Raw genomic sequence first — 26,796 nt, 5'->3', positions numbered from 1 at the left:
CGGCACCGCGAGGCGCCGGACGCAGAAGGTGGGGCGGCACCGCAGACAGCGTCGCCCAAGAGCCGGGAAACCTAGCAAATCGAGCGGGATGCGGCAACGTTTCGCTGCTTTGCGCGCCGGTTTCCGCTACTCGGCGGCGGTGCTGCGGGCCTTGGCGGTCGCGAGCGGCAGGTCCACATGGAAGGTGGAGCCCTGCCCGGGGACGGAGTCGATCCAGATGCGGCCGCCGTGACGGTCGACGATGCGACGACAGACGGCCAGCCCGATGCCCGTGCCCTCGTACTCGGACCCGCTGTGCAGCCGGCTGAAGATCTGGAACACGGTCTCGTGGTGCTCGGCGGCGATGCCGATGCCGTTGTCGGCGACGGCCAGATGCAGCCTTCCCGGCGCATCGCGGCTCCAGCCGATGCGCACGTGCGGCGGCCGGTCCGGCGCGCGGTACTTGAGGGCATTGCCGACCAGGTTCTGCACCAGCCGCACGATCTGCCCGTGATCGCCGAGCACGGCCGGCGCGTCCGGCTGCACCTCCAGCACGGCGCCGGCATCGGTGGCGGCCATCTTCAGGTTGGCGAGGGCTTCGGCGACGGCCTCGGACGTCTCCACCGCCTCGAAGGCGGCGCCGCGGGTGCCGATGCGGGAATAGTCCAGCAGGTCATGGATCAGGCGCGACATGCGCTTGGCGCCGTCCATGGCCGTCTCGGCGAAGGAGCGCCCCTCGTCGGTGAGCCGCGCCCCTTCCCGCCGCAGCAGCAGCGACAGGAACGACGACACCATGCGCAGCGGCTCCTGCAGGTCGTGGGACGCGATGTAGGCGAACTGCTCCAGCTCGCGGTTGGAGTCCGCCAGGGCGCGGGACTTCTCCTGCAGCGCTCCCTCCGCCTCCTTCAGCGCGGTGATGTCGGCGTGGACGCCGATGACGCGGCGCGCGGTGCCGTCGGGCCGGCGGTCGACGGCGCGGCCGCGGTCGGCGATCCAGGCCCAGCCGCCGTCGGCGCGGGCGACGCGGAAGTGGGCGGCGTAGACCTCCGTCTCGCCGCGCACATGGGCGTCGATCGCCGCCACCACCGCCTCGCGGTCGTCCGGGTGCATGAGGGCGCGGAACTCGTCGACGCTCGGCGGCGGATCCCCGGCCGGGCGCCCGAGCATGGCCGCCAGGCGGTCGCCGAACAGGACCTCGCCGCGATCGACGGACCAGTCCCACAGGCTGAGGTTGCCGTTGTCGAGCGCGGCGGCGAGCCGCTCCTCGCTGAGGCGGAGGCTGCGGTCGGCGGCCGCCCGGCTGCGCTCGGCACGAACGTAGACGGCCAGGAACAGGAGCGCGGCGGCGAACAGCAGAGCTGCCGCCGACACCCCCATGATCGCGGTGCGTCGCCACGGTGCCAGAAGGTCCGCCTTGTCGATCTCGACCAGCCCCACCACCGGCAGGTCGCGCGCGATCCCGACCCCGGTCACCACCGGACCGGCGCCCTGGGCGTGGCCCTCGACCGTCCAACGCTCGCCCAGCCCGGCGACCAGGGACGCGGCGCTGGTGTGGGGCTCGTCGCCCTCCAGCCGCGCAAGCAGGCGCCCGTCCGACAGATAAACCGCGACGGCCGCCGCCCGTACGGCCCGCTGCTCGCGGGCCCAGTCGGCCAGGCGCCCGAGATCGACAATGGCGACGGCGAAGCCGACGAACCCGCCGTCGTCGCTCCAGCGCGCCCGGCTGACGGCCAGCACGCCGTCCAGGCCGAGGGAGCCGCCGGGCGTCAGCCCCATCTCCTGCCAGCCGTCGCGATGCGCCGCGAGGATGCCGTGGATCGCCCCGGCGGCCAGCGCCGGGTACCGGCGGCTCGCGCCCAGAACGGCGCCGGAGGCATCATAGACCGCGGCTGCGCGGACGCCCGGCAGACCCACCGCCGTCGTCTCCAGTTCGGCCCCCAGTCGCGTTGCCGAGTGGGCATGGTCGAAGGCGCTGGCGGCGGCGGCCAGCGCCGCCACGTCGCCGAGCAGGGTCAGCGTCGCGGTTTCCGCCGCCACCTGCCGCGCCAGGTGATCCGCGTTGGCGGCGGCGAGGCGCAGAATGCTCGCGCGTTCCCGCTGCAGCAGCAGAATGCCGACGGCCATGATCGCCACCACGAGAACCAGCGCCACGACCACGGCGCCACCCGACAGCCGGCGCGACCAGCGCCCCGTCTGCCCCGGCGCCGGTTGGGCGGGGATCACGGCCCGCGCTCCAGCGCCTCGGCCACCGTCTTCACCAGGGCCGCGTCGAGCCCCAGGCGGGCGACGATGGCATCCTGGTGCGCCATGAGCGCGGCCCGCGTCTCGGCTACGTCGGCGGGCCGCGGACGGACGATGGCGACGCCGTTGGCGGCCAACGTCTCGAGGGCCGACGCCTGTTCCTCTGCCGCCATGAGGCGCGCCTCATCCACCAGGCCGTCCCACACCTCGGTCATGGCCTGGCGCACGTCGGCGGGCAGACGGGCCCACAGGCGGCCGGACACCAGCGGCACGTACTGCGGGAAGTACTGGCGGTCGAGGAAGGCATGGTCGAGCCCGAAGCGCCACAGGTTGGCGCTGACCACCGTCGCCGCCGTCGTCAGGGTTCCGTCCACCCGGCCGTCGCCCAGGGCACGCGGGAAGTCGGGCCACGGGATGACCGTCGCTTCCGCCCCCAGCGCCCGGATGCGCTCGGCGTTGCCCTCGCCGCCCGCGACCCGGATGCGCAGGCCGCGCAGGTCGTCGACGGTGCGCAGATCGGCGCCGCGGGTGAAGACGTGTGCGTCGCCGAGGTCGATCCAGCGGCCGAGCACGTGGACGTCCACCGCCGCCTCCAGGCGCCGCGCCAGGTTCGTCCCCACCGGGCCGTCGCGCAGGCCGTAGTTCACCGCGTCGTCGCGGCCGTAGAACATGGGCAGCAGGAAGACCGCGAAGTCGGGCGCATAGCGATCGAGGTGCCACAGGCCCGGCGCCGCCATGTCGACCCGCCCGGCGGCGACCGCCTCCACCACGTCGCGGTCGCTGTAGAGCACGGCGCTGTCCTTGACCATCACCGCGACACGGCCGTCCAGCCGTACCTGAAGACGCTCGGCGAAACGGTGCAGCATGCGGGTCTGGACGTGGTCGGGCGTGTTTTCCGTCGACAGCGTCAGCGTGGGCAGCGGCCCCGCGGCCGTCCCGCACGCCGGCATCGCCAGAATGGCCGCCGCCGCCGCCAAAGCCGCCGGCAACCACCGCCGAAAGCCTCTGAGACTAGTCATGCACCCCCCGCATCCGCCCCCTCGGGGGCGCCATCCCGCGGGGTCATCTTACGGCCTGTGCCGAAACGGAGCAACGGCATCGGGCCAAACGGCAACGGCCCGGAAGATGCCGGGCCGTTGAGTCGTTTCCCTGGTCTGCGCCGCGCAGGCTCAGAACGGAATTTCGTCGTCGAGGTCGGAGGCCGGCGGCTCCCAGCCGGAGCCCTGGCCGCCACCACCGCCACCACCCGAACGGCCGCCGCCGGCGCCGCCACCCTGGCCGCCGCCGTAACCGCCACCACCGCCGCCGTAGCCGCCGCCCGAGCCGCCGCCGTAACCGCCCTGGTCGTAGCCGCCGCCCTGGTCATAGCCGCCGCCCTGGTCGTACCCACCGCCCTGGCCGCGACCGCCGCCGCCGCCCGGGGCACCGCCCAGCAGGGTCAGCTCGCCCTTGAAGGGCTGCAGCACGACTTCGGTGGAGTAGCGGTCCTGGCCGTTCTGGTCCTGCCACTTGCGGGTCTGCAGCTGGCCTTCGATGTAGACCGACGACCCCTTCTTCAGGTAGCGCTCGGCGATGTCGGCCAGCGGCGGCGAGAAGATCACCACGCGGTGCCACTCGGTGCGCTCGCGCTTCTCGCCCGACTGGCGGTCCTTCCAGGTCTCCGAGGTCGCGATGTTGAGGTTCACGATCTTGTTGCCGTTCTGCATGGTCCGGACCTCGGGGTCGCGGCCCAGGTTGCCGACCAGGATGACCTTGTTGACGCTGCCTGCCATGGAAAAGCTCTCTGTCTGAGTCTGGATATCGATCTCGGCCGGCGACTTTAACGCCTTCCCGCGCGCGGCGAAAGAACGGAAAAAGGGCCCGGCGGTGATGCCGCCGGGCCCCTTCCCGTTCGATCACGCGCGGGCGCGGATCAGTTGGAGGCCAGCTCCTTGTAGGTGCCGTTCTCCCACTTGTAGAACACGTAGCCCGGCGCCGTCACGTCGCCCTTTTCGTCGAAGCCGACGCTGCCGAGCACGGTGTCGAACTGGTTGGCGTTCAGCGCCGCGACCACGGCGTCGAACTCGGACGACTTGGCCTTCTCGGCGGCCTGCGCCCACGCCTGGATGGCGCCGTAGGTGTAGAGGGTGTAGCCCTCGGGCTTGTAGCCGATCGCCTCGAAGGCCTCGACCACCGGCTTGGCGGTCGGGTTCTTGGCCGGGTCCGGCGAGAAGGTCATGAGGGTGCCGGCACCGGAGTCACCGGTGATGGACCAGTACTCGTCCGACACCAGGGCGTCGCCCGAGATCAGCTGGGTGTCCATGCCCTGCTCGCGCATCTGGCGCACGATCAGGCCCGCTTCGGTGTGGTAGCCGCCGTAGTACAGGACGTCGATGCCGGCCTGCTTCAGCTTGGTCACCAGGGCAGAGTAGTCCTTTTCGCCCGGGGTGACGGTTTCGGTGAGGGCCGGCTTGATGCCCAGGCCTTCGAGGGCCTTCTGCGTCTCGTCCGCGAGGCCCTTCGAATAGGCCTGCTTGTCGTGGACGACGGCGATCTTCTTGCCCTTGTAGTTGTCGGCGATGAACTTGCCGGCCACTTCGCCCTGCTGGTCGTCACGGCCACAGGTGCGGAACACGCCCTTGAAGCCCTGCTCGGTCAGCTGCGGGTTGGTGGAGGCCGGCGAGATCTGGATGATGCCTTCCTCGTTGTAGACGGCCGACGCCGGGATCGACGAACCCGAGCAGAAGTGGCCGGCGACGAACTTCACGCCCTTGTTGACGAACTGGTTGGCCACGGCCACGGCCTGCTTCGGGTCGCAGGCGTCGTCGCCGACCTCGAGGACGAGCTTCTCGCCCAGCACGCCGCCCTTGGCGTTGAGGTCCTTGACCGCCATTTCGGCGCCCATCTTCATCTGCTCGCCGAAGGTGGCATAGGGGCCGGTCATCGGACCGACGGTGGCGATCACGATCTCGGCGTTCGCGCCGGTCGCGGCCAGGAGCGCGACGGCGCTGGCGGCGGCGGCGAGAGTGATCTTGAACTTCGACATGCTTGCTCTCCCTGGTTCGCAAGGTGGGATCTCTGATCCACGGTCCCCGCCGGCATCGATCCCCTCGGCCGACAGGGTATTTCGCTCGGACATTACCCGCTTGTTTTATCGAAACATTATGGCGGGTATTGGATCGCTCCTGTCAATCGGCAAGTGGCCCCCGCCGCACCGCCTGCGCGGCCGGCCGGGGCCGCTGCCGTCAGCCCTTGGAGCGCCAGCCGAGCAGACCGGCCCGATCGTACATCCACGGATACTGGGCGACCATCTTGCGCGCCTGCGTCGCCTTGTAGGCGAGCACGCCGATGGCCATGAGCACCGCGGTGTCGATCAGCCACCCCGTCACGGACAGCAGCTCGCCGCCGAACAGGGCAAAGTGGAAAAAGCGGTCGGCGACGCCGAGCAGGATGGTGTAGGGCACCACCTGCCACAGCGGACGCCAGGTGCCGGCGCAGGCATTGCCGGTCATGTAGGCCAGCCAGCCGCCCATCACGCAGGTGAACAGAATGAAAGCCAGCGGGTCGGTTCCCATGAAGTCTTCCATCAGTGGCCTCCCTCGAGGTAGGCGGCCCGGATCTCGGGATTGTCGAGCAGCTCGCGGCCCGAGCCGGACATGGTGATGTTGCCGTTGACCATGACGTAGGCGCGGTGCGCCAGCTTCAGGGCGTGGAAGGCGTTCTGCTCCACCAGGAACACCGTCATGCCCTGGGTGCGGTTGATCTCCTTGATGGCTTCGAAGATCTGGCGCACCACCAGCGGCGCGATGCCGAGCGACGGTTCGTCGAGCAGCAGCAGCTTGGGCCGGCTCATGAGCGCCCGGCCGATGGCGAGCATCTGCTGCTCGCCGCCCGACAGGGTGCCGCCGCGCTGGCTCTTGCGCTCCTCGAGGCGGGGGAACAGGTCGTAGACCCGCCGCAGGTCCTTCTCGAAGTGGCCCGGATCGGCGCGCAGGGCGCCCATCTGCAGGTTTTCGTAGACGGTCATGCGCGGGAAGATGCGCCGCCCTTCCGGCGACTGGGCGATGCCCAGTTCCACCAGCTTGTGGGTCGGGATGCGCGTGATGTCCTGGCCCTGAAAGACGATCTCGCCCCTGGCCGCCTGCGGGCTGCCGCAGACGGTCATGAGCAGGGTGGTCTTGCCGGCGCCGTTGGAGCCGATGAGGGTGACGATCTCACCCTCGTTGACCTCGACGTCCACGCCCTTCAGGGCATGGATCTGGCCGTAGTACGTGTGTACGCCTGATACGCGGAGCATGTCAGCCCTGCCCTCCCCCATGGTCGTGACCCGTGCCGTGCGCGTGGCTCGGCATGTGGAGATCGTTGGCGACCTCCTTGGGCAGGTCCTCGTCTTCGTCCTCGCCGAGATAGGCGCGGATCACCGCCGGATCGTTCTTCACCTCGGTCGGCGTGCCGTCCGAGATCTTGCGGCCGTGGTCGAGCACCACGACGTGGTCGGAGATCTGCATCACCACGCTCATGTCGTGTTCGATGAGCAGGATGCCGATCTTCTCCTCGTCGCGGATGCCGAGCAGCAGCTCGTTCAGTTCCAGCGATTCCTTGGGGTTGAGGCCGGCCGCCGGCTCGTCGAGGCAGAGCAGGACGGGCCGGGTGCACATGGCGCGGCAGATTTCCAGGCGGCGCTGGTCGCCGTAGGGCAAGTTGCCGGCTTCCCAGTCGGCGCGCTCGTACAGGCTGACCTTGTTCAGCCAGTACTTGGCGAGCTCGATGGCTTCCTTCTCCGCCTGCCGGAACGACGGCAGGTTGAGCAGGCCGCCGACGGTCCACATGGACGCCTTCATCAGCCGGTTGTGCTGGGCGACCATGAGGTTTTCCAGCACCGACATCTGCGGGAACAGGCGGATGTTCTGGAAGGTACGGGCCACATCCGCCTTCTGCGTGATGCGGAAGCCGTCCATGCGTTCCAGCAGGTAGTCGCCCTTGGCGGGGTGGTTGAGCTTCAGCCGGCCGACGGTCGGCTTGTAGAAACCCGTCAGGCAGTTGAACACGGTGGTCTTGCCGGCCCCGTTGGGACCGATGAGGGCCGTGATCTCGTTGCGGCGGGCTTCGAAGGACAGGTCGTCGATCGCCACCAGGCCGCCGAAGCGCATGGTCAGGTGCTCGACGTCGAGCAGAACATTTCCGGTCGTCATCGTCACACCCTCACTTCGCCTTGGCCGCGAGTTCGGCCTCCTGGGCCTGCACCTTCTGGGCCTCCACCCCGTGCCGCGGCACGTATCCTGGTGGATGGAGCCGCACGGTCGGGTCGCGGTGCGACAACAGGCCGCGCGGACGCCACACCATGATGAGCACCATGGCGAGGCCGAACAGCAGCATGCGGTATTCGGCGAACTCGCGCAGCCATTCCGGCACGATCACCAGCACGAAGGCGGCGATGACGACGCCGAGCTGGCTGCCCATGCCGCCCAGCACCACGATGGCGAGGATGATGGCGGACTCGATGAAGGTGAAGCTCTCGGGGCTGATGAAGCCCTGGCGGGTGGCGAAGAACGACCCCGCGAAACCGCCGAACATGGCGCCGATGGCGAAGGCCGACAGCTTGGTGTTGGTCGGGTTCATGCCGAGCGAGCGGCAGGCGATCTCGTCCTCGCGCAGGGCCTCCCAACCGCGGCCGATGGGCAGCTTGCGCACCCGCAGCGTGAAGGCGTTGGTGATGAGCGCCAGGATCAGGATCAGGAAGTAGAGGAAGATGATCCGGTGCATGCTGTCGAAGTCGATGCCCAACAGCTGGTGGAAGGCCATGGTGCCTTCCTCCGGCGACCGGTCGAAGGCGTAGCCGAAGAAGGTCGGGCGCGGGATCGAGCCGATGCCGTCCGGGCCGTTGGTCACGTCGTACCAGTTGATGAGCACGACGCGGATGATCTCGCCGAAGCCGAGCGTCACGATGGCCAGGTAGTCACCGCGCAGGCGCAGCACCGGGAAGCCGAGGATGACGCCGAAGGTCGCGGCGAACAGGCCGGCCAGCGGCAGGCAGATCCAGAACGACCAGTCGAACATGGTCGCCAGCAGCGCGTAGGAATAGGCGCCGACGGCATAGAACGCCACGTAGCCCAGGTCGAGCAGGCCGGCGAGGCCGACCACGATGTTCAGGCCCCAGCCCAGCATCACGTAGATGAGGAAGGTGGTGGCGATGTCGACCACGTAGCGGTCGGCGAAGGGCCACATGGGCAGGGTGAAGGCGAAGATCGCGCCGGCCAGGCCGATCCAGACGTTGTAGCGCTGGAACTTGGCGCCGAAGGCCTTCAGGCCCTCGGCGCTCTTGGCGCGGGCGTCGGAGCGCCAGCGGAACACGGTGAGCAGCATGCGGCCGACGAAGACGACCGCGACCGCCCAGAAGAACAGCTCCCAGCGGGTGAGCAGCACCAGCTCGGGGCCGTCGTTGTTGGCCTGCAGGCCGAGGAAGGGGAACGCGAGAACGGCGGCGACGCCCGCCGTGATGGCCGATTCCTTCAGCGCGCCGGGCAGGTCGTAGCTGCCCGGGCGCTTGGCGGCGGCCGACGCCGAGGGGGAGGCAATATCGGTCGCCATGGATCAGACCTTCTCGATCTCGGGTTTGCCGAGCAGGCCCGTGGGACGGAAGATCAGCACCAGAACCAGGATGCCGAAGGTCGCCACGTCCTTGTACTCGATGGTGAAGTAAGCCGACCAGAAGGCCTCGATGAGGCCGATCAGCAGGCCGCCCAGCATGGCGCCCGGCAGCGACCCGATGCCGCCCAGCACGGCCGCGGTGAACGCCTTCATGCCGGCCAGGAAGCCGATGTAGAAGTCGATCACGCCGTACTGCAGGGTCACCATCAGGCCGGCCACGGCGGCCAGCACCGCACCGAGAACGAAGGTGAGCGAAATGGTCCGGTCGACGTTGACGCCGATCAGCCCCGCCATCTTGCGGTCCTGCTCGCAGGCGCGCTGCTGGCGGCCCATGGAGGTCTGCGTGATGACGTAGGTGAAGGCCACCATGAGCGCGATGGTCAGCACCCAGATGAACAGCTGCAGGAACGACAGCTGCACGGTGAAGCCGTCCGGCCCCGTATACAGCGTGAAACCGCCCGAGATGATGGGCTGCAGCGGCTTCACGCGCGCGCCCTGGGTGATCTGGACGTAGTTCTGCAGCGCGATGGACATGCCGATCGCCGAAATCAGCGGCGCCAGGCGGAAGGACCCGCGCAACGGACGGTAGGCGATGCGTTCCACGGTCCAGCCGTAGGCCGCCGTGAACACCATGCCGACCACCAGCATGACGAGAAGCGCGAAGGGCACGCTGTCGATGCCGACGGTGCCGAGCACCAGGAAGGTGATGACCGACAGGAAGGCGCCGATCATGTAGATTTCGCCGTGGGCGAAGTTGATCATGCCGATGATGCCGTACACCATCGTGTAGCCGATGGCGATCAATCCGTAGATCGACCCCAGCGTCAGACCGTTGATGAGCTGTTGGAGGAAGTAGGCCACCCTGCTGTTCCCCATGTTTAAATTTTTTTCAAGTCCCAGTTGCACGGTGGGACTAGCAAGGGCGGAAGCGTAATGGACCCATCCGACCTGTCAAGAAGTTGCACCCGCCCCCGTCACGAAATTTTCTTCTTTACGAAAGGGAGTTTCCCGGAACAGTCGTTGCGGCGAAACGGCATTGCGTGGATCATTTGTTGCACCGCAATAGGGACCGATCCGGCCCTTTCGGATGTGCGTAATGGGCTCTGGTCACGGCGGTGAAGTTGCTCTATCTGTTCCGGGTTGGTTCCGAAATCCGGCTCGCCGCCGAGGGACCGGCCCGCCTGCGCTCTCGATTTTCCCCGGAGTCTCCATGTCGCAGCAGTACATCCGCGTCAGCGGCGCCCGCGAGCACAATCTGAAGAACATCGACGTCGCCCTGCCGCGCGACAAGCTGGTGGTCATCACCGGCCTGTCGGGGTCGGGCAAATCGTCGCTCGCTTTCGACACCATCTACGCGGAAGGCCAGCGGCGCTACGTCGAGAGCCTGTCGGCCTACGCGCGCCAGTTCCTGGAACTGATGCAGAAGCCGGACGTGGAATCCATCGAGGGCCTGTCGCCGGCCATCTCCATCGAGCAGAAGACGACGTCGCGCAACCCGCGCTCCACCGTCGGAACGGTGACGGAGATCTACGACTACATGCGCCTCCTGTGGGCGCGGGTCGGCGTGCCGCACAGCCCGGCGACCGGCCTGCCCATCGAGAGCCAGACGGTCAGCCAGATGGTCGACCGCATCATGGAGATGGGCGACGGCACCCGCCTCTACCTGCTGGCCCCCATCGTGCGCGGCCGCAAGGGCGAGTACCGCAAGGAACTGCGCGAGCTGCAGGCCAAGGGCTTCCAGCGCGTCAAGGTCGACGGCGAGCTCTACGAGATCGACGAGGTACCCGCCCTCAACAAGAAGGTGAAGCACGACATCGAGGTCGTGGTCGACCGCGTGGTGGTGAAGGAAGGCATCGAGAGCCGCCTGGCGGACTCCGTCGAGACGGCGCTGGACCTGACCGACGGCCTTGTGTTCGCGGAGGACGCCGGCTCGGGCGAGCGCACCACCTTCTCGGCCAAGTTCGCCTGCCCGGTCTCCGGCTTCACCATCGACGAGGTGGAGCCGCGGCTGTTCTCGTTCAACAACCCCTTCGGCGCCTGCCCCACCTGCGACGGGCTCGGCGTGAAGATGTACTTCGACCCCATGCTGGTGGTGCCCGACGAACGCCGCACCCTGCGCCAGGGCGCCGTCGCGCCGTGGGCCGCCACGGGGCAGGTCTCGCCCTACTACCAGCAGGCGCTGGAAAGCGTCTCGGCCCACTTCGGCTGCGACATGGACACGCCGTGGAAGGACCTGCCGGCGGAGTTGCAGCGGGTGATCCTCGACGGCTCGGGCAACACGCCCATCCGCATGAGCTACCGCGACGGCTCGCGCGCCTTCACCACGGAACGGCCGTTCGAGGGCGTCATCCCCAACATCGCCCGGCGCTACCGCGAGACCGAATCGCAGCACATGCGCGACGAGTTCGACAAGTACCGCGCCTCCGCCCCCTGCGAGGCCTGCAACGGCAAGCGCCTGAAGCCCGAAGCGCTGGCGGTGAAGATCGCCGGCAAGGACATCTCCGACATCACCGACCTGTCCATCGCCGACGCAGGCGCCTGGTTCGAGGGCCTGGAGGCGCAGCTCAAGCCCAAGGACCGCGAGATCGCCAGCCGCATCCTGCGCGAGATCAACGAGCGGCTGATGTTCCTCAACAACGTCGGCCTGGAATACCTGACCCTGGCGCGCACCTCCGGCACCCTGTCGGGCGGCGAGAGCCAGCGCATCCGGCTGGCGTCGCAGATCGGTTCGGGCCTCACGGGCGTGCTCTACGTGCTGGACGAGCCGTCCATCGGCCTGCACCAGCGCGACAACGACCGCCTGCTCGCGACGCTGCGGCGGCTGCGCGACATCGGCAATACCGTCATCGTGGTCGAGCACGACGAGGACGCCATCCGCAGCGCCGACCATCTGGTGGACATGGGCCCCGGCGCCGGCCGCCACGGCGGCGTCATCGTCGCCGAGGGCACGCCGGACGAAGTCATGGCCAACGAGGCCTCGCTGACCGGGCAGTACCTGACGGGCAAGAAGTTCGTACCGGTGCCGGCGGTGCGCCGCAAGGGCAACGGCAAGGCGCTGAGCGTGGTCGGGGCGCGGGCCAACAACCTGCGGAACGTGACGGTGGACTTCCCGCTCGGCACCTTCACCTGCGTCACCGGCGTCTCCGGCGGCGGCAAGTCGTCGCTGGTGATCGAGACGCTCTACAAGGCCCTCGCCCGCACCCTGCACGGCGCCCGCGAACACCCGGCGCCGCACGAGCGTATCGACGGGCTGGTGCACATCGACAAGATCGTCGACATCGACCAGAGCCCCATCGGCCGCACGCCGCGGTCCAACCCCGCCACCTACTGCGGCGCCTTCACCCCCATCCGCGACTGGTTCGCCGGCCTGCCGGAGGCCCAGGCGCGCGGCTACAAGCCGGGGCGCTTCAGCTTCAACGTGAAGGGCGGGCGCTGCGAGGCGTGCCAGGGCGACGGCCTCATCAAGATCGAAATGCACTTCCTGCCCGACGTCTACGTCACCTGCGACGTCTGCAAGGGCAAGCGCTACAACCGCGAGACGCTGGAGGTCGCCTTCAAGGGCAAGTCCATCGCCGACGTCCTCGACATGACAGTGGAAGAGGCGGCCGACTTCTTCAAGGCGGTGCCGGTGATCCGTGACAAGATGGAACTGCTGAAGCAGGTGGGCCTCGGCTACATCCACCTCGGCCAGCAGGCCACCACCCTTTCGGGCGGTGAGGCGCAGCGCGTGAAACTGGCAAAGGAACTGTCGCGCCGCGCCACCGGCCGCACCCTCTATATCCTAGACGAACCGACCACCGGCCTGCACTTCGAGGACGTGCGCAAGCTCATGGAAGTGCTGCACCAGCTGGTGGAGACGGGTAACACGGTGGTGGTGATCGAGCACAACCTGGAAGTCATCAAGACCGCCGACTGGATCGTCGACATCGGCCCCGAGGGCGGCTCGGGCGGCGGCAAGGTGGTCGCCGCCGGCACGCCGGAAGAAATCGTGGAGGTGGAGGAGAGTTACACCGGCCGCTACCTGAAGCCCTACCTGACCAACACGGCCACCCGGCTGCGGGCGTGACGGGGGCGGCGGCAGCGGATAGACTTGGCGCGAGACCGCCCCTGGAGGCACCCATGCGTCACCAGCGACCGCATTACGACGAGGACTATCACGCCTGGCTGATGGATCAGGCGGCGTCCCTGCGCGCCGCCGGCAGCCGCATCGGCACTGCCATCGACGCCGACACGGTGGCGGAGGAACTGGAAGACATGGGCAAGGCGCAACGCCAGGCGCTCAACAGCCACCTGAAGGTGCTGCTGCTGCACCTCCTGAAGTGGACGTACCAACCGGACAAGCGCAAAGGCGGGAGGGAAGTCTCCATCATCAATGCCCGCGACGAGATCGCGGCCTTGGTCGCCGACAGCCCGAGCCTGCGGCCACACCTGACGACCCTTTGGGACAAGGCCTATGGCGTGGCCCGCCGCAATGCGGTAGCGGAAACCGGGCTGCCCGCCTCCACGTTCCCCGAGGAAGCGCCCTTCACCCTGGAGCAGGCGCTCGACGACGAGTACATGCCGGACTAGCGCTGAGCATCGAGGGACGCCATGGATGTCTGCGCGCACGGCAACGGGCGTGACGGCGACCGGGCGTGGCCTTATACTCTGATGAAGAAGGAGCGCGCCGATGCGGACCACCGTCGTCACCGACCAGGAAGCGGCAAGCCAGCTCGGGACCCTCGTCGACCGCGTGGCGGCCGGCGAGGACGTGGTCATTCGCAAGGACGGCAAGGCGGTGCGGCTGGTGGCGGTTCCGGACCCTGTCGACGTGAAGAGCCGTCCCGACCGGCGCCCCGGCCAGTACAAGGGCCGGGTCTGGATGGCGCCGGACTTCGACGAGACACCGGAGTGGTTGATTGACGCCTTCGAGGGCCGCGGCGACGACGGGGACGTCAGCCGGTGAAGCTACTCCTCGATACCCACATCCTGATCTGGTGGGCCAACGGCGAGGATTTTCCAGCAGCGGTCGCCGATGCGATCGCGGCACCGGACGCGACGGTCTACGTCAGCATTGCGTCGCTGTGGGAGATCGTCATCAAGCGAAGCCTCGGCAAACTGACCTTCGATCTCGACTTCCGCGAGTTGCTGGAACGCGCCGGCTTCATACTGCTACCGATCGAGATCCGGCACCTGGCCGTCCTCGAAGGTTTGCCGCCCCACCATCGTGACCCGTTCGACCGCGTTCTGGTCGCGCAGGCGCTATGCGACGGACTGACGTTCGTCTCTGCCGACCGGACCATGCCGCGATACGGCGCGACGCTCCTACCCGTCCACAGCAGCTAGACTGCAATCGGGAGCTGGACTCACGAAGGCCCGGCCGAGTTTCCCCGGCCGGGCCTTGGTTCATCCGTGTCCCGTCGCGGTGCAGGGGCGGTCGTCGTGGAGACTGGGGGAGTACCGAACTCCGACCGCCTGCTCTGCCCTGGCCTCTCGGCTCGCGTCAGGAGGCCTGTTCGGCCTGCTTCTCGCGGGTCTTGTCCGGGTCGGTGACGATGCTGTAGCGGTGCGTCGCGCTGTCGATGGTCTGGCTGGTCAGGCCGCGCCAGAAGTCCAGCGCCTGCTGCTTGCCGAAGGGGCCGTAGACCTCGAACTTGCGGCCCTCGGCGATCTCCTCGAAGTCGGTCGACTTGTATTCGCCGCCGACCACCCAGAACTGCTGGTCGGGCAGGTCGCCCTCGTTGCGCACCACGTAGCGGACCATGGCGTTGTCGACGGTCTTGCCCGTCAGGTCGCGCCAGAAGTCGTGGGCTTCCTTCTCGGTGAAGGGGCCGTGCTTTTCCAGCTCGGTGCCCGCCGCCGGTTTGGTGAAGCTGGTGTCGGCATATTCGCCGCCGATCACGTAGTAGGATTTGCTCGCCATGACGCCCCGGTCTCCTTAGGTCGGCAGAAAAAGGACGGCGCCCTGTATAAGGCCTTCCGGGCGCCGTTGAAACCATGAAGTTTCGCCGAACCCACCCGAACGGGGCGGCGGCGTCAGCGCCGGGTGGTGGGCAGCTTCTCGCTGTTCCACTTGACCATGCCGCCGGCCACCACCTGCACCTTGCCGAGCCCCGCCTTCTTCAGCACGCGGGCGGCGGAGGCGGCGCGGGCGGCGGTGCGGCACATGACGTAGACCGGCGTGTCGGCATAGGCCGCCAGTTGCGGCCGCAGCTCGTCCATGCGCCGGCCCAGCTCGCCGAGCGGCAGGTTGACGGCGCCCGGTACGTGGCCGAGATCCCCGCTGAACTCGGCCGGCTCGCGCACGTCGAGAATCACCACCTCGTCGCCGGCCTTCAGGCGTTCGTTCACTTCGCGCGGGCCGATGAATCCGGCGCCCGAGATCAGCCGCGGGATGACCTTGATGCCCACATAGGCGAACACGCCGGCGGCGGCGGCGAGAATGAGGTCCTTGTACTCGGCGAAGAAGGCTTCCACGTCTGGTCGTCCCGGCCCGTGTTCATGAAAAGGCGCTCATAGAATGGTCGCGGCGGGCCTTAAGTCAACTCCACGCTGGACAGCAGCGCGGCGGACGACTACATGACGGCCCATGTCCGACATCGCACCCGTCCACATCATCGGCGGCGGTCTCGCCGGGTCCGAAGCGGCGTGGCAGCTCGCCAGCGCCGGCGTCCCCGTGATCCTGCACGAGATGCGCCCGCACCGCCGCACCGACGCCCACCAGACCGACCGGCTGGCGGAGCTGGTGTGCTCCAACTCGTTCCGCTCCGACGACGCCGACTATAACGCCGTCGGGTTGCTGCATTGGGAAATGCGCCGCTGCGGCTCGCTGATCCTGGCCTGCGCCGACAAGCATGCGGTACCGGCGGGCGGGGCGCTCGCCGTCGACCGCGACGCCTTCGCGGAAGAAGTGCAGCAGCGCCTGGCCGAGCACCCGCTCGTCACAATCGAGCGCGGCGAGGTCGCCGGCTTGCCGCCCGAGGAATGGGACAGCGTCATCGTCGCCACCGGCCCCCTGACCAGCGCCCCGCTGGCCGAGGCGATCGGGCGGCTGACGGGCGAAGAAAGCCTCGCCTTCTTCGACGCCATCGCGCCCATCGTCTACAAGGAGTCCATCGACTTCGACAAGGCGTGGTACCAGTCGCGCTACGACAAGGGCACGGGCACCGACTACATCAACTGCCCCATGAGCCGCGACGAATACGAGGCCTTCATCGACGCCCTGCTGGCCGCCGAGAAGACCGAGTTCAAGGAGTGGGAGAAGGACACGCCCTATTTCGAGGGCTGCCTGCCCATCGAGGTCATGGCCGAACGCGGCCGCCGCACCCTCACCTTCGGCCCCATGAAGCCCATCGGCCTGACCAACCCGCACACGCCGGGCGTGCGCCCCTATGCGGTGGTGCAGCTGCGCCAGGACAACGCGCTCGGCACGCTCTACAACATCGTCGGCTTCCAGACCAAGCTGAAGTACGGCGAACAATCGCGCATCTTCCGCATGATCCCGGGCCTGGAGAATGCCGAGTTCGCGCGGCTGGGCGGCATCCACCGCAACACCTTCCTCAACAGCCCCCGCCTGCTGGACGACCGCCAGCGCCTCAAGGCCGCGCCGCGCCTGCGCTTCGCCGGCCAGATCTCGGGCTGCGAGGGCTATGTGGAAAGCGCCTCCATGGGCTTGGTCGCCGGCCGATTCGCCGCCGCCGAGCGGCTCGGGCTGGACCAGACGGCACCGCCGCGCACCACGGCCATGGGCGCCCTGCTCGGCCACATCACCGGCGGGGCGGAGGCGGAGACCTTCCAGCCCATGAACGTGAACTTCGGCCTGTTCCCCGACCTCGGGCCCGATGACCTGGAGCGCACCGCCCGCGGCCGCCTGCCCAAGGGGCGCGACCGCAAAGCCGCCTACAGCCGGCGGGCCATGCGCGACTTCGACGCCTGGCTCGCCGCGTCGCCCTTCGGCGGGACGGGAACGGCGGCGGCCTGAGACACGGCCGGAAAACGATGGAGTTCAAACGCAAGGGGCGCCGCGAGGCGCCCCTTCGGTGTTTCAGCGCAGGCCTGGCTTCAGGTAGAGCACGCTGTCGAAGGTCTGCGCCAGCGCCGGGTCGGTGGACAGCGAGGCCTGCGCCCCCGTCTCACCCCAGCCGCCCAGGGAAATCAGGCCATGCATGACGAAGCTGACGAGCAGAACGCACAACACGGCAGCAGCATGCTGGCCGGCGGTTGCTTTGCGCGGGTCCATGATCGCCGTCTCCCCTCTTCGCGGGATTGCGTTGGGCGAAAAAATCCTCTCTTCACCAAGACCCTGAGGGTCGGCTGTTAAAGTACGCCCGCAGCGACTCGGAATCAATGGCTTGATTTGTTTGGCAACCGCCCCTAACCACCCGACGTAAGTCGGCGGCCGGGCCTATCACCAAACTCAGTATGGACATAGCCTTCCGTGCCACAACGGGCGGAAGTCCAGGCCACCCCCTCACCACCTGCGCAGGAAGGCGCGCAGGGTCAGGCGCAGCGGCTGCGGGTCGACCATCGCCATGTCGGGGTGAAAGACGTTCCAGTCGAGTCGCTGAAGCCTGGCGAGATAGCCGTCCGCCAGCACCGCCGGCAGCAGGGCCGGCACCGCCTCGCGCCGCACCGCCCCACGCCGCGCCCGGGCGGCGGCAAGGGCTCCCCTCGCCTCCCCCGCCAGTTGCTCGGCGACGGCGGCGACGGCGGCGTGCGGAACACCCGCCACCACCACCTCCGGCCCCTCACCCTGCGCCGCCAGATCGGCCGCCGGCAGGTAGACCCGCCGCTGCGCCGCGTGGAAGGCCGCGGCGCGCAGCAGCCCGACCACCGTCCAGGCCGTGCCCACATCCTCGGCCGCCGCCGCCGTTTCGGCGTCGCGGCCGGCCAGCACGTGCGCCGCCAGCCGCTGGAGGCCGCCGCCGGAGCCGCGGGCATAGGCGAGGAAGGCGGCCCGGTCGACCGGCGGTTCGTCGGCCATGTCCAGCTCGCGTGCCTCGAGCACCGCGTCGAAGGCGTCGCGCGGCAGGTCGCGACGGCGGATCGCCTCCGCCAGCGCCTGCGCCACCGGGTGACCGGCGGGCACCGCGCCGCCGGCGTAGATGCCATCCAGCGTGTCGCGCCACCACTGCAGCCGCATGAAACCGATCATGGTCTCGTGCACCTTCTCGCGGATGCTCGCCACCTCCGCATTGAAGGCATAGACCGCGAACAGGTCCTCGCGCGCCTCCGCCGGAGCGAACAGGGCGGTGGTGAAGCGGTCGCGATCGTGGCGCCGCACTTCCTCGCCCACCAGCGACAGCGGCGGCGTGCGAACGGGGCGGCTGGCGGCGTCGGCCATGGTTTCCTGCCTTGCGACTGACGGGGTGGTTTGCGGGGGCATCGTCTGCTGTGCCATATATAGGTTTCAACGTTGCAGGGAAACCCGCCCGCATGCCGGTGAGCGACACCGCCGTCTCCGACCCCTCGCCCACCGCGGCCCCCGCGGCGGCGCCGCGCTCCGGCAAGGGCATGGGGGACGAGAACTTCCCGGTGGCCTCGCGGCTGCTGGCCGCCCGGCATCGGCCGGTGGTGGTCGCCTATTACCGCTTTGCCCGCACCGCCGACGACATCGCCGACGCCGAGGCCGTGGCCCCCGACGCCAAGGTCGCCGCCCTCGACACCATGGCCGCCGTGCTGGCCGGCGAGGCCGACCCGCGCCTGTCCGCCGAAGCCGCCGCCCTGCGCCCGCTGCTGCTGGACCGTGGCATCCCGCTCGCCGTCGCGTCCGACCTGCTGATCGCCTTCCGCGCCGACAGCCGGGGCGAGATCTGCCGCACCTGGCAGGACCTGCTCGACTACTGCGTTCATTCCGCCAACCCGGTCGGCCGCTTCCTGCTGCGCCTGCACGGGGCGCCCGCCGCCGCCGACCGCCCTTCCGACGCCCTGTGCAGCGCCCTGCAGATCCTCAACCACCTGCAGGACATGCGGGAAGACTGGCTGCGCCTGCGCCGCCTCTACCTGCCGCTCGCGTGGATCGAGGCGGCCGGGGCGACGCCTGAGGACATGGCGCGCGGCCCCATGCCGGAGCCCTTCCGCGGCCCCATCCTGGCGGCGCTCGACCGCACCGACGCGCTGCTCGCCGAGGCCCGGCCGCTGCCCGGCCTCGCCGGCGACCGCGGCCTCGCCATGCAGGCGCGCATGGTGATCGACCTCGCCGAGCGCCTGTCCCGCCGCCTGCGCGCCGCCGCACCGGAAACCGCCGGTGTCAAGGCCGGCCGCCTGGACTGGGCCGCGGCGGCGCTGGCCGGCCTGTGGGCCGGGATCGGAGGCGGCCGATGAGCCAGCCGCCCGCCACCCCGCCGCTCCGCCCGCGCGCGCCCGTCGACTGGGGCCTGCGCCTGCTGCCGCGCGGCCGGCGGGCGGCTCTGACAGCGCTGACCGCCTATTGCCGCGAGTTGCAGGCCGTCGCCGACGGCCCGGTGCCGCTGGCCGAGAAGCGCGGCCGGCTGGCGGCGTGGCGGCGGGAGCTGGACGCCCTCTACGCCGGCCTGCCCGCCACCGGCCTCAGTCTCGCCCTGCTCGACCCCATCCGTCGCTACGACCTGCCGCGCGACGAGCTGGAAGAGATCGTCAAGGGCATGGAGATGGACGCCGCCGGCATCATGCTGGCGCCGCTGCTGTGCGACCTGCGCCTGTACTGCCGCCGCGTGGCGGGGGCCGTCGCCATCCTCGGCCTCGGCATTCTGGGCGACCGCAGCCGGCCCGCCGGATGCTTCGGTCTGGTGCTCGGCGAGGCCATGCAGATGACGGTGATCCTGCGCGACCTCGCCGACGACGCCGCCCTCGGGCGCCTCTACCTGCCGCGCGAGACGCTGGCGGAAGCGGGCATCGTCGCCGCCAGCCCGGCCGAGGTGCTGGGCCACGACGCCCTGCCATGGGTGTGCGACAGCCTCGCAGCCCTGGCCGCCAGCCGGTTCGAGGAAGCGCGGCTGATGCTGCCCGAGTTGCGGCCCACCGCCGCCCAGGGCGCCGGCGTCATGCTGGAGGCGCACCGCCGCCTGCTCGACCGCCTCACGGCGCGCGGCTGGCGGGACCTCGACCAGCGGCCGGCGCTCGGGCGCCTGGAGCTGATCGGACTGTCGCTGCGGCACCGGGTGTTCGGCGCCGCATGACCGCCCGCCTGCACGTCATCGGCGGCGGCATGGCCGGGCTCGCGTGTGCGGTGGAGGCCGTGCGCCGCGGCTGGCGGGTGACCGTGCACGAAGGCGCTCCGCAGGCCGGCGGCCGCTGCCGCTCCTACCGCGACGCGCGGCTCGACCGGGTGATCGACAACGGCTCCCACCTGATGCTGTCGGCCAACCGCGAGACCCGCCGCCTGCTGGAGACCACCGGTGGCTGGGCGCGGGTGACCGAGGTCGCCCCGGCCGCCTTCGCCTTCCATGACCTGCGCGACGATGCGGCCTGGAGCGTGCGCCTGACACCCGGACGGCTGCCGCTGTGGCTGTTCCGCGCCGACCACCGCACCCCCGGCACCACGGCGATGCAGCACCTGCGCGCCCTCGCCCGGCTGTTCACCGCCGGCCGCAACGCGACGGTGGCCGAGGCGCTCGCCGGGCCGCTCTACGACCGGCTGTGGCACCCCATCGCCGAGGCGGTGATGAACACCGCGCCGGCGGAAGCCTCCGCCGCCGGCTTCCGTGCCGTGGTGGGCGACAGCCTCGCCCGCGGCGAAGCGGCCTGCCGGCCGTGGCTGTTCCCCGCCGGCCTCGGTGCCGCGCTGGTGGAGCCGACACTCGCCTGGCTGACGGCGCAGGGGGCGGAGGTGCGGCTGTCGGCGCCGGTGAAGGGCATCGGCTTCGCCGCCGACCGGGCGGAGCGGCTGGAGACCCGCGACGGACTGATCGCCCTCGCGCCGCAGGACCGGGTGGTGGTCGCCCTGCCCGCCTTCGCCGTCGGCCGCCTGCTGCCGGACCTGCCGCCGCCGGCCCTGGCGACGCGGGCCATCGTCAACGCCCACTTCCTGCTGCCGGAGCCGGTGCGGCTGCCGCCGCCGGGCTTCGTCGGGCTGGTCGGCGGGCAGGCGCACTGGGTGTTCCTGCGCGACGACGTGCTGTCCGTGACGGTCAGCGATGCCGACGCGCTGGCCGAGGCCGACGACGCCGCCATCGCCGCCCGGCTGTGGGCGGACGCGAGCCGCCTGCCCGCCCTCGCCGCCCTGCGGAACCGCCTGCCCCCCTGCCGCGTTGTGCGGGAGCGGCGGGCCACGATCGCCCACACGCCGGCGGCCGAACGGCTGCGGCCGGGCACGACGACGCCATGGAGCAACCTCTTCCTGGCGGGCGACTGGACCGCCACCGGCTATCCCTGCACGGTGGAAGGCGCCGTCCGTTCCGGCGTCGAAGCCGCACGGCGGGCCGGCCCGGCACCGCACGGAGTGCGCGAGCGATGACCAGAAATTTCGCCGCGCGGCCTTGCATCCGCCGCTCGGTCCGGCTTATGTAGGCACCCTGTTTAGATACTTTCCAAAACCCATAATTGCGAGGTTGGTAATGGCTTTCGAACTGCCCGCCCTGCCGTATGCGAAGGATGCCCTGGCGCCGCACATGTCGGCCCAGACCCTGGAGTTCCACCACGGCAAGCATCACAACACCTACGTCACCAACCTGAACAACCTGACCAAGGACACTCCGCTGGCGACCAAGTCGCTGGAAGAGGTGATCCACGACGCCTGGTCGTCGAAGAACATGGGCGTGTTCAACAACGCCGCCCAGGTGTGGAACCACACCTTCTTCTGGAACTGCATGAAGCCGAACGGCGGCGGCGAGCCGACCGGCAAGGTGGGCGAGAAGATCGCCTCCGACCTCGGCGGCTATGCGGCCTTCAAGGAGAAGTTCTCCGACGCCGCCAAGACGCAGTTCGGCTCCGGTTGGGCGTGGCTGGTCGTGAAGGACGGCAAGCTCGACATCATGAAGACGCCGAACGCCGAGAACCCGATGGTTCACGGCGCGACCGCGCTGCTCACCATCGACGTGTGGGAACACGCCTACTACCTCGACTTCCAGAACCGTCGCCCGGACTTCGTCACGACCTTCCTCGACCACCTGGTCAACTGGGACTTCGTGAACCAGCAGCTGGAGAAGGCCGGCGCCTGAGCGCCGTCGTCTTCCTGACGGACGAAGGGCGGAGCCGACAGGCTCCGCCCTTTTTCATGTCTGGGTTTCGGCTGCGGCACCAACGCCGGCGCCGACGCGGCCGCGGCGGCTCAGACGGCGATGAGCGCCGCCGCCACCTTGCGTTCTTCCGACAGCAGCACGTTGTAGGTGCGACAGGCTGCGCCGGTGTCCATGGGGTCCATGGTCACGCCCGCCTGCTCCTTCAGCCCGCGCCGCACCGCCGGCGGCAGCGGCACCATGGAGCGGCCGCAGCCGACCAGCAGGATGTCCACCGCCCCCGCTGCATCCACCACCGACTGCAGGCTTTCCAGCGTCATGGCACCGGCACTGTCCACCGGCCAGGGCACCACCTTGTCGGGGAAGACGATGACGTTGCCGTCGTACTGTTCGTTGGTGATGCGGAACCGGCCGTCGCCGTAGCGCTGGATGAGCTTGCGATCGCCGGGAATGAGGGGGGTGATGTCCAATACGGCCTCCGATGCAAGGGGTGCGGCCGGCACGAACGGCGGCCGCCCGCGCTGCTTCAGCCCTTGGCCTTGCCGCCGGCGTCCGGCTGCTGCTGCTCGCCCTCGGTGAAGGGGTCTTCCTCGCTCTCGCGCCGCACGCCCGTGTAGAGCAGCAGCGGCATGGCGACGTAGATGGACGAGAAGGTGCCGATCACGATACCCCACGTAAGGCCGATGGCGAAGCCGCGCAACACGGGGCCGCCGAAGAACAGGATGGCCAGCACCGCCACCAGCGTCGTGCCGCTGGTGAGGATGGTGCGCGACAGCACCTGGTTCAGCGAGATGTTGATGAGATCGGCCAGCGTGGTGGTCTTGTAGCGGCGCAGGTTCTCGCGCACGCGGTCGTAGTTCACCACGGTGTCGTTGATGGAATAGCCGGCGATGGTCAGCAGCGCCGCCACCGTCGTCAGGTCGAAGTCGATCTGGAACAGCGAGTAGATGCCGAGCGTGGCGATGACGTCGTGGATGGTCGCGACCAGCGCGCCGACGCCGAACTGCCACTCGAAGCGGATCCAGATGTAGGCGGAGATCACCAGGATGGCGAGGCCGACGGCGAGCGCGCCGTCGCGCACCAGTTCCTCGCCGACCTTGGGGCCGACCACCTCGGTGCGGCGGAACTCGACGCCGGTGCCGAGTTCGGCCTTCACGGCGTTGAGCGCCGCCATCTGGGCCTCTTCCTCGCCCGGCTGCTTGGGCACGCGGATCATGACGTCGCGCCCGGTGTCGCCGATGCCGGTGATGGCGACGTCGCCGAGGCCCAGCGCGTTGAGCCGCTGGCGCATGTCGCTCAGGTCGGCCTGCTGCTCGGTGCGGGCCTCGATGAGCAGGCCGCCGGCGAAGTCGATGCCGAAGTTCAGGCCCTGGGTCACCAGCGAGACGAGGCACGCCAGGATCAGCAGGCCCGACAGCGCCATGGCGATCATGCGCTTGCCGATGAAGTCGATGGTCGTCGTGTCGGGAACGAGACGAATACCGCGGAACATGACGGTCACCTTCAGATCGGCAGGGTCTTGGGACGGGCGCGGCGCAGCCAGGTGACCACGATCAAGCGGTTCACCATGATGGCGGTGAACATCGAGGTCAGGATGCCGAGGCCGAGCGTCACGGCGAAGCCCTTCACCGGGCCGGTGCCGAACGAGAACAGCAGGGCCGCCGCCGCCAGCGTCGTGATGTTGGAGTCGAAGATGGCGCTGAAGGCCTGGCGGTAGCCCACTTCGATGGCGTTCTGGATGGTGCGGCCGGCCGCGATCTCTTCACGGATGCGCTCGTAGATCAGCACGTTGGCGTCCACCGCCATGCCGAGCGTCAGCACGATGCCGGCGATGCCGGGCAGCGTCAGCGTGGCGCCGAGGCCGGACAGCGCACCGAGCAGGATCACCAGGTTGGTCAGCAGCGAGATGTTGGCGAACAGGCCGAATAGGCCGTAGGCCACGCCCATGAACACCACCACCAGCACGAGGCCGAGGACCGAGGCGATGGCGCCCGCCTCGATGGAGTCGGCGCCGAGGCCGGGGCCGACGGTGCGTTCCTCGAGCACGGTCAGCGGCGCCGGCAGGGCGCCGGCGCGCAGCAGCAGCGCCAGGTCCTGGGCTTCCTGCACCGTGAAGTTGCCGGTGATGATGCCCGAGCCGCCGATGATCGGCTCGTTGATGCGCGGTGCGCTGATGACGCGGTCGTCGAGCACGATGGCGAGCTGGCGGCCGACGTTCTCGGTCGTGGCGTTGCCGAACTGGCGGGCACCGGCCGAATCGAAGCGGAAGGACACCACCGGCTGGCCGTTCTGGAACGACGGCTGAGCGTCGGTCAGGCGGTCGCCCGACACTTCCACGCGGCGCTTCACCACATAGGGGATGGATTGCCCGCCGGCCGTCTGCTCGTTGCTCTGCACCAGGGTGGAGCCCGGCGGCACGCGACCGCGCAGGGCGTCTTGGATGTCGGCCTCGTGGTCGACCATGTGCAGGGTCAGCTTGGCGGTGCGGCCGATGAGTTCCTTCACCCGCTCGGGGTCGTCCAGGCCCGGCAGCTCCACGATGATGCGCTGGTCGCCCTGGCGCTGGATGGTGGGCTCGCGGGTGCCGGTCTCGTCGACGCGGCGGCGGACGATCTCGATGGACTGGGTGACGGCGTTGATGCGCCGCTGCTGCAGGGCCTGCTCGGTGAAGGTCACGCGGTAGAGGCCGTCGTCGGCCGCATCCACCGTCTGGCCCTCGGGGTCGATGCCGCGCAGCAGCTCGTCCGCCTTGGCGCGGTCCTCGGCCTCGGGCACGCGCACCTCGACGGCGCCGGCACGGACGCCCAGGTCGCGGTAGCGGATGCGGTTCTCGCGGAACGACGACCGGATCGTCTCGACCGTGTTGGTCAGCTGTTCCTCGATGACCGCGTCGGTCTCCACCTCCAGCAGCAGGTAGGAGCCGCCCTGCAGGTCGAGGCCGAGGGTGACGGGCTGCAGCCACTCGGGCAGATCGGCGGTCACCGATCGCGGCAGCGCGGTCGGCAGCGCGAACACGATGCCGGCCAAGACCACGGCCAGAATCAGGCCGATCTTCCACTTGGCGAAATAGAGCATGGGTCGGGCTTGGATCCGGTGGGGCTATGCTGAAAACCAAAGCGGCGGGCGTCGACGCCCGCCACTCTCTCTGCTCGGCTGCTTACTTGCGGCCCGACAGGAGGCCCTTCAAGCCACCCGGCTTCTTTTCTTCGGCCGGGGCGGCGGCGCCGTCGTTGGCGGCGGTGGCGTCGGCGGTCTCGCCGTCGTCAGCCTTGCCGCCGGAGACGGGCTCGGTCTTGGCGAGCACGTTGGCGACCATGTCGCGCAGCACCTTCACCTTGACGCCTTCGGCGATTTCCACCTGCAGCTCGCCGTCCTGCACCTTCGTCACCTGGCCGATGAGGCCGCCGTTGGTGACGATGCGATCGCCGCGGCGGATGTTGGCCAGCAGTTCCTTGTGCTGCTTCATGCGCTTCTGCTGCGGGCGGATGAGCAGGAAGTAGAACACGACGAAAATCAGGATCAGCGGCAGGAAGGCCTCGATCCCCCCCATGCCGCCGCCCGGCGCGGCGGCCTGGGCGTACGCAGGCGAAATGAACATCCGGACAAACTCCTAGGTCCAAACCGATTGGGCGGACTATAACGGGCCGGGCGACAGTTGCAAACGCAATCCGCCGATCCCCTTAGCGTTGCCACTCAAGTTCGTCGAAGAAAGCCATGAACGACAACGATCTCCTTCCCGTGCTGACCCGCATCGCCGAGGCGCTGGAGCGGCTCGCCCCGCCGGCGCCGCGCACGCCCGACCTGACCGCCGCCGACGCCTTCGTCTGGCACGCCGAACGACAGTGGCTGGAGCCGGTGCCCAAGGTGAATCGGGTGGACCTCGGCCTGCTGCAGGGCATCGAGCACCAGCGCGACACGCTGCTGGAAAACACCCGCCGCTTCGCCCGCGGCCTGCCGGCCAACAACGCCCTCCTGTGGGGCGCGCGCGGCACCGGCAAGAGCTCGCTGGTCAAGGCGGTGCACGCCCAGGTGAACGAGGACGTGCCGGGCTCGCTGGCGCTGGTGGAAATCCACCGCGAGGACATCCCCACCCTGCCCGACCTGCTGCACGTGCTGCGCGACGGCGACCGGCGCTGCATTCTGTTCTGCGACGACCTGTCCTTCGACGGCGACGACAGCAGCTACAAGTCGCTGAAGGCGGTGCTGGAAGGCGGCGTCGAGGGCCGGCCGGACACGGTGATTCTCTACGCCACGTCCAACCGCCGCCACATCCTGTCGCGCGACATGATCGAGAACGAGAAGTCGACCGCCATCCACGCCAGCGAGGCGGTGGAGGAGAAGGTGTCGCTGTCGGACCGCTTCGGCCTATGGCTCGGCTTCCACAACCTGGACCAGGCGACCTTCCTCGCCATCATCCGCGGCTACGTGGAGGCCTACGGCCTCGCCATCGAGCCCGACGCCCTGAAGGCCCGCGCCATCGAGTGGTCGGTGACCCGCGGCAGCCGCTCGGGCCGCGTCGCGTGGCAGTTCATCCAGGACCTGGCCGGCGAGCAGGGGCGGACGCTGGGGTAGGGGTTGCGGCTGCGGCCGGGCGTCCACGGCTCCCCCGCCGGTGGCCGTGGCGACAGGCGCCCTAACGGCCGCCGCCGGTGACGCCGTGGATGGCCGGGCCAAGCCCGGCCATGACACGTTTCTTCGTAATTTCAGACACTTATGTCATGCTCGGACTTGATCCGGGCATCCACGGCTCCGCCGCCGGTGGCCGTGGCGACAAGAGCCCCAACGGCCGCCGCCGGTGACGCCGTGGATGGCCGGG

General features: G+C 69.4%; 27 protein-coding genes. 10 read left to right on the top strand and 17 right to left on the bottom strand.

What is annotated here, in order from left to right; genetic code table 11:
• Nucleotides 1–126 precede the first annotated feature (126 nt).
• The 9 genes from CRP50_RS08975 to CRP50_RS08935 form a co-directional block, all read right to left on the bottom strand.
• Nucleotides 127–2,202 carry an ATP-binding protein gene (locus CRP50_RS08975; RefSeq protein WP_097278721.1) on the bottom strand — a complete coding sequence of 692 codons (2,076 nt, stop codon included), beginning with the start codon at nt 2,200–2,202 and terminating at the stop codon, nt 127–129.
• The gene (gene dctP / locus CRP50_RS08970; protein WP_097278720.1) at nt 2,199–3,239 is read right to left on the bottom strand and encodes a TRAP transporter substrate-binding protein DctP; all 1,041 of its coding nucleotides are present in this window, start codon (nt 3,237–3,239) and stop codon (nt 2,199–2,201) included. The genes CRP50_RS08975 and dctP overlap by 4 nt, the downstream gene beginning before the upstream one ends.
• A 150-nt stretch (nt 3,240–3,389) precedes the next feature.
• Nucleotides 3,390–3,992 (bottom strand): single-stranded DNA-binding protein, encoded by a 603-nt coding sequence (ssb, locus tag CRP50_RS08965; RefSeq protein WP_097278718.1) that lies wholly within the window; start codon nt 3,990–3,992, stop codon nt 3,390–3,392.
• 140 nt (nt 3,993–4,132) lie between these two features.
• On the bottom strand, nt 4,133–5,245 hold the full coding sequence (locus CRP50_RS08960) for a branched-chain amino acid ABC transporter substrate-binding protein (RefSeq protein ID WP_097278717.1): 1,113 nt from the start codon (nt 5,243–5,245) through the stop codon (nt 4,133–4,135).
• A 199-nt stretch (nt 5,246–5,444) separates the two neighbouring features.
• Nucleotides 5,445–5,786: a DUF6867 family protein gene (locus tag CRP50_RS08955; protein WP_097278715.1), complete on the bottom strand. Its 342-nt coding sequence runs from the start codon at nt 5,784–5,786 to the stop codon at nt 5,445–5,447.
• Nucleotides 5,786–6,496, bottom strand: a complete 711-nt coding sequence (locus CRP50_RS08950) for an ABC transporter ATP-binding protein (RefSeq protein WP_097278714.1) — start codon at nt 6,494–6,496, stop codon at nt 5,786–5,788. Before CRP50_RS08950 ends, CRP50_RS08955 begins: the two co-directional genes overlap by 1 nt.
• 1 nt (nt 6,497) lies before the next feature.
• Nucleotides 6,498–7,391, bottom strand: coding sequence for an ABC transporter ATP-binding protein (locus CRP50_RS08945; RefSeq protein ID WP_097278712.1), 894 nt, complete (start codon nt 7,389–7,391; stop codon nt 6,498–6,500).
• A gap of 10 nt (nt 7,392–7,401) precedes the next feature.
• Nucleotides 7,402–8,787 (bottom strand): high-affinity branched-chain amino acid ABC transporter permease LivM, encoded by a 1,386-nt coding sequence (livM, locus tag CRP50_RS08940; RefSeq protein WP_097278710.1) that lies wholly within the window; start codon nt 8,785–8,787, stop codon nt 7,402–7,404.
• Between the two features lie 3 nt (nt 8,788–8,790).
• Nucleotides 8,791–9,708, bottom strand: coding sequence for an ABC transporter permease subunit (locus CRP50_RS08935; RefSeq protein ID WP_097278709.1), 918 nt, complete (start codon nt 9,706–9,708; stop codon nt 8,791–8,793).
• Nucleotides 9,709–10,057: 349 nt separating this feature from the next.
• Between CRP50_RS08935 and uvrA the strand changes: the two genes are divergently transcribed.
• The 4 genes from uvrA (at nt 10,058) to CRP50_RS08915 (ending at nt 14,172) form a co-directional block, all read left to right on the top strand.
• A complete protein-coding gene (gene uvrA, locus CRP50_RS08930) occupies nt 10,058–12,913 on the top strand; it encodes an excinuclease ABC subunit UvrA (protein ID WP_097278708.1) in 2,856 nt (951 codons plus the stop codon).
• A gap of 53 nt (nt 12,914–12,966) precedes the next feature.
• Nucleotides 12,967–13,416: a DUF29 domain-containing protein gene (locus CRP50_RS08925; protein WP_097278706.1), complete on the top strand. Its 450-nt coding sequence runs from the start codon at nt 12,967–12,969 to the stop codon at nt 13,414–13,416.
• A 100-nt stretch (nt 13,417–13,516) separates the two neighbouring features.
• Complete coding sequence (locus CRP50_RS08920; protein WP_097278705.1) at nt 13,517–13,792, top strand: type II toxin-antitoxin system Phd/YefM family antitoxin; 276 nt, start codon at nt 13,517–13,519, stop codon at nt 13,790–13,792.
• Nucleotides 13,789–14,172 carry a type II toxin-antitoxin system VapC family toxin gene (locus CRP50_RS08915; protein WP_097278703.1) on the top strand — a complete coding sequence of 128 codons (384 nt, stop codon included), beginning with the start codon at nt 13,789–13,791 and terminating at the stop codon, nt 14,170–14,172. Before CRP50_RS08920 ends, CRP50_RS08915 begins: the two co-directional genes overlap by 4 nt.
• 157 nt (nt 14,173–14,329) lie before the next feature.
• Here CRP50_RS08915 and CRP50_RS08910 read toward each other — a convergent pair whose 3' ends face one another.
• Together CRP50_RS08910 and CRP50_RS08905 are read right to left on the bottom strand one after the other, a co-directional pair.
• A complete protein-coding gene (locus tag CRP50_RS08910) occupies nt 14,330–14,749 on the bottom strand; it encodes a DUF4170 domain-containing protein (RefSeq protein WP_097278702.1) in 420 nt (139 codons plus the stop codon).
• Between the two features lie 113 nt (nt 14,750–14,862).
• A complete protein-coding gene (locus CRP50_RS08905; protein ID WP_097278700.1) occupies nt 14,863–15,303 on the bottom strand; it encodes a rhodanese-like domain-containing protein in 441 nt (146 codons plus the stop codon).
• Nucleotides 15,304–15,415: 112 nt separating this feature from the next.
• Between CRP50_RS08905 and trmFO the strand changes: the two genes are divergently transcribed.
• Entirely contained in the window at nt 15,416–16,807 is a 1,392-nt protein-coding gene (trmFO, locus tag CRP50_RS08900) for a methylenetetrahydrofolate--tRNA-(uracil(54)-C(5))-methyltransferase (FADH(2)-oxidizing) TrmFO (protein ID WP_097278699.1), read from the top strand.
• Nucleotides 16,808–16,870: 63 nt separating this feature from the next.
• Here the strand turns inward: trmFO and CRP50_RS08895 are convergent, their stop codons facing one another.
• A complete protein-coding gene (locus CRP50_RS08895) occupies nt 16,871–17,065 on the bottom strand; it encodes a hypothetical protein (protein WP_097278697.1) in 195 nt (64 codons plus the stop codon).
• Nucleotides 17,066–17,296: 231 nt separating this feature from the next.
• Nucleotides 17,297–18,169 (bottom strand): phytoene/squalene synthase family protein, encoded by an 873-nt coding sequence (locus CRP50_RS08890; protein ID WP_176525092.1) that lies wholly within the window; start codon nt 18,167–18,169, stop codon nt 17,297–17,299.
• 92 nt (nt 18,170–18,261) lie between these two features.
• On the opposite strand from CRP50_RS08890, the gene CRP50_RS08885 reads away from it, so the two are divergent.
• The 4 genes from CRP50_RS08885 (at nt 18,262) to CRP50_RS08870 (ending at nt 21,962) form a co-directional block, all read left to right on the top strand.
• A complete protein-coding gene (locus tag CRP50_RS08885) occupies nt 18,262–19,149 on the top strand; it encodes a squalene/phytoene synthase family protein (RefSeq protein ID WP_097278694.1) in 888 nt (295 codons plus the stop codon).
• On the top strand, nt 19,146–19,982 hold the full coding sequence (locus tag CRP50_RS08880; RefSeq protein ID WP_097278692.1) for a squalene/phytoene synthase family protein: 837 nt from the start codon (nt 19,146–19,148) through the stop codon (nt 19,980–19,982). The genes CRP50_RS08885 and CRP50_RS08880 overlap by 4 nt, the downstream gene beginning before the upstream one ends.
• Complete coding sequence (gene hpnE, locus CRP50_RS08875) at nt 19,979–21,259, top strand: hydroxysqualene dehydroxylase HpnE (protein WP_097278690.1); 1,281 nt, start codon at nt 19,979–19,981, stop codon at nt 21,257–21,259. Before CRP50_RS08880 ends, hpnE begins: the two co-directional genes overlap by 4 nt.
• Before the next feature lie 100 nt (nt 21,260–21,359).
• A complete protein-coding gene (locus tag CRP50_RS08870) occupies nt 21,360–21,962 on the top strand; it encodes a superoxide dismutase (RefSeq protein WP_097278688.1) in 603 nt (200 codons plus the stop codon).
• A gap of 110 nt (nt 21,963–22,072) precedes the next feature.
• On the opposite strand, the gene CRP50_RS08865 is transcribed toward CRP50_RS08870, so the two are convergent.
• The 4 genes from CRP50_RS08865 to yajC form a co-directional block, all read right to left on the bottom strand.
• Nucleotides 22,073–22,450 (bottom strand): Mth938-like domain-containing protein, encoded by a 378-nt coding sequence (locus tag CRP50_RS08865; protein ID WP_097278687.1) that lies wholly within the window; start codon nt 22,448–22,450, stop codon nt 22,073–22,075.
• A gap of 56 nt (nt 22,451–22,506) precedes the next feature.
• Nucleotides 22,507–23,472, bottom strand: a complete 966-nt coding sequence (gene secF / locus CRP50_RS08860) for a protein translocase subunit SecF (RefSeq protein ID WP_097278966.1) — start codon at nt 23,470–23,472, stop codon at nt 22,507–22,509.
• An 11-nt stretch (nt 23,473–23,483) separates the two neighbouring features.
• Nucleotides 23,484–25,055 carry a protein translocase subunit SecD gene (secD, locus tag CRP50_RS08855; RefSeq protein ID WP_097278685.1) on the bottom strand — a complete coding sequence of 524 codons (1,572 nt, stop codon included), beginning with the start codon at nt 25,053–25,055 and terminating at the stop codon, nt 23,484–23,486.
• An 82-nt stretch (nt 25,056–25,137) separates the two neighbouring features.
• Complete coding sequence (yajC, locus tag CRP50_RS08850) at nt 25,138–25,578, bottom strand: preprotein translocase subunit YajC (RefSeq protein WP_097278684.1); 441 nt, start codon at nt 25,576–25,578, stop codon at nt 25,138–25,140.
• Between the two features lie 116 nt (nt 25,579–25,694).
• On the opposite strand from yajC, the gene CRP50_RS08845 reads away from it, so the two are divergent.
• On the top strand, nt 25,695–26,552 hold the full coding sequence (locus CRP50_RS08845; protein WP_097278682.1) for an ATP-binding protein: 858 nt from the start codon (nt 25,695–25,697) through the stop codon (nt 26,550–26,552).
• Nucleotides 26,553–26,796 lie beyond the last annotated feature (244 nt).

It is taken from the genome of Caenispirillum bisanense (assembly GCF_900230255.1).
Lineage (GTDB): Bacteria > Pseudomonadota > Alphaproteobacteria > Rhodospirillales > Rhodospirillaceae > Caenispirillum > Caenispirillum bisanense_A.
Note: the sequence above shows the minus strand (reverse complement) of the source record. Positions and strands in the feature narration are given on the sequence as shown.

Bases quoted from the DNA above. Each gene is read 5' to 3' on its own strand.
- CRP50_RS08895 (WP_097278697.1), bottom strand. From the start codon at position 17,065: ATGGACCCGCGCAAAGCAACCGCCGGCCAGCATGCTGCTGCCGTGTTG.
- CRP50_RS08845 (WP_097278682.1), top strand. From the start codon at position 25,695: ATGAACGACAACGATCTCCTTCCCGTGCTGACCCGCATCGCCGAGGCG.
- ssb (WP_097278718.1), bottom strand. From the start codon at position 3,992: ATGGCAGGCAGCGTCAACAAGGTCATCCTGGTCGGCAACCTGGGCCGC.
- CRP50_RS08925 (WP_097278706.1), top strand. From the start codon at position 12,967: ATGCGTCACCAGCGACCGCATTACGACGAGGACTATCACGCCTGGCTG.
- CRP50_RS08955 (WP_097278715.1), bottom strand. From the start codon at position 5,786: ATGGAAGACTTCATGGGAACCGACCCGCTGGCTTTCATTCTGTTCACC.
- CRP50_RS08950 (WP_097278714.1), bottom strand. From the start codon at position 6,496: ATGCTCCGCGTATCAGGCGTACACACGTACTACGGCCAGATCCATGCC.
- CRP50_RS08870 (WP_097278688.1), top strand. From the start codon at position 21,360: ATGGCTTTCGAACTGCCCGCCCTGCCGTATGCGAAGGATGCCCTGGCG.
- secF (WP_097278966.1), bottom strand. From the start codon at position 23,472: ATGTTCCGCGGTATTCGTCTCGTTCCCGACACGACGACCATCGACTTC.
- CRP50_RS08880 (WP_097278692.1), top strand. From the start codon at position 19,146: ATGAGCCAGCCGCCCGCCACCCCGCCGCTCCGCCCGCGCGCGCCCGTC.
- CRP50_RS08890 (WP_176525092.1), bottom strand. From the start codon at position 18,169: ATGGCCGACGCCGCCAGCCGCCCCGTTCGCACGCCGCCGCTGTCGCTG.
- dctP (WP_097278720.1), bottom strand. From the start codon at position 3,239: ATGACTAGTCTCAGAGGCTTTCGGCGGTGGTTGCCGGCGGCTTTGGCG.
- secD (WP_097278685.1), bottom strand. From the start codon at position 25,055: ATGCTCTATTTCGCCAAGTGGAAGATCGGCCTGATTCTGGCCGTGGTC.
- CRP50_RS08960 (WP_097278717.1), bottom strand. From the start codon at position 5,245: ATGTCGAAGTTCAAGATCACTCTCGCCGCCGCCGCCAGCGCCGTCGCG.
- yajC (WP_097278684.1), bottom strand. From the start codon at position 25,578: ATGTTCATTTCGCCTGCGTACGCCCAGGCCGCCGCGCCGGGCGGCGGC.
- CRP50_RS08885 (WP_097278694.1), top strand. From the start codon at position 18,262: ATGCCGGTGAGCGACACCGCCGTCTCCGACCCCTCGCCCACCGCGGCC.
- uvrA (WP_097278708.1), top strand. From the start codon at position 10,058: ATGTCGCAGCAGTACATCCGCGTCAGCGGCGCCCGCGAGCACAATCTG.
- CRP50_RS08920 (WP_097278705.1), top strand. From the start codon at position 13,517: ATGCGGACCACCGTCGTCACCGACCAGGAAGCGGCAAGCCAGCTCGGG.
- livM (WP_097278710.1), bottom strand. From the start codon at position 8,787: ATGGCGACCGATATTGCCTCCCCCTCGGCGTCGGCCGCCGCCAAGCGC.
- CRP50_RS08945 (WP_097278712.1), bottom strand. From the start codon at position 7,391: ATGACGACCGGAAATGTTCTGCTCGACGTCGAGCACCTGACCATGCGC.
- trmFO (WP_097278699.1), top strand. From the start codon at position 15,416: ATGTCCGACATCGCACCCGTCCACATCATCGGCGGCGGTCTCGCCGGG.
- hpnE (WP_097278690.1), top strand. From the start codon at position 19,979: ATGACCGCCCGCCTGCACGTCATCGGCGGCGGCATGGCCGGGCTCGCG.
- CRP50_RS08910 (WP_097278702.1), bottom strand. From the start codon at position 14,749: ATGGCGAGCAAATCCTACTACGTGATCGGCGGCGAATATGCCGACACC.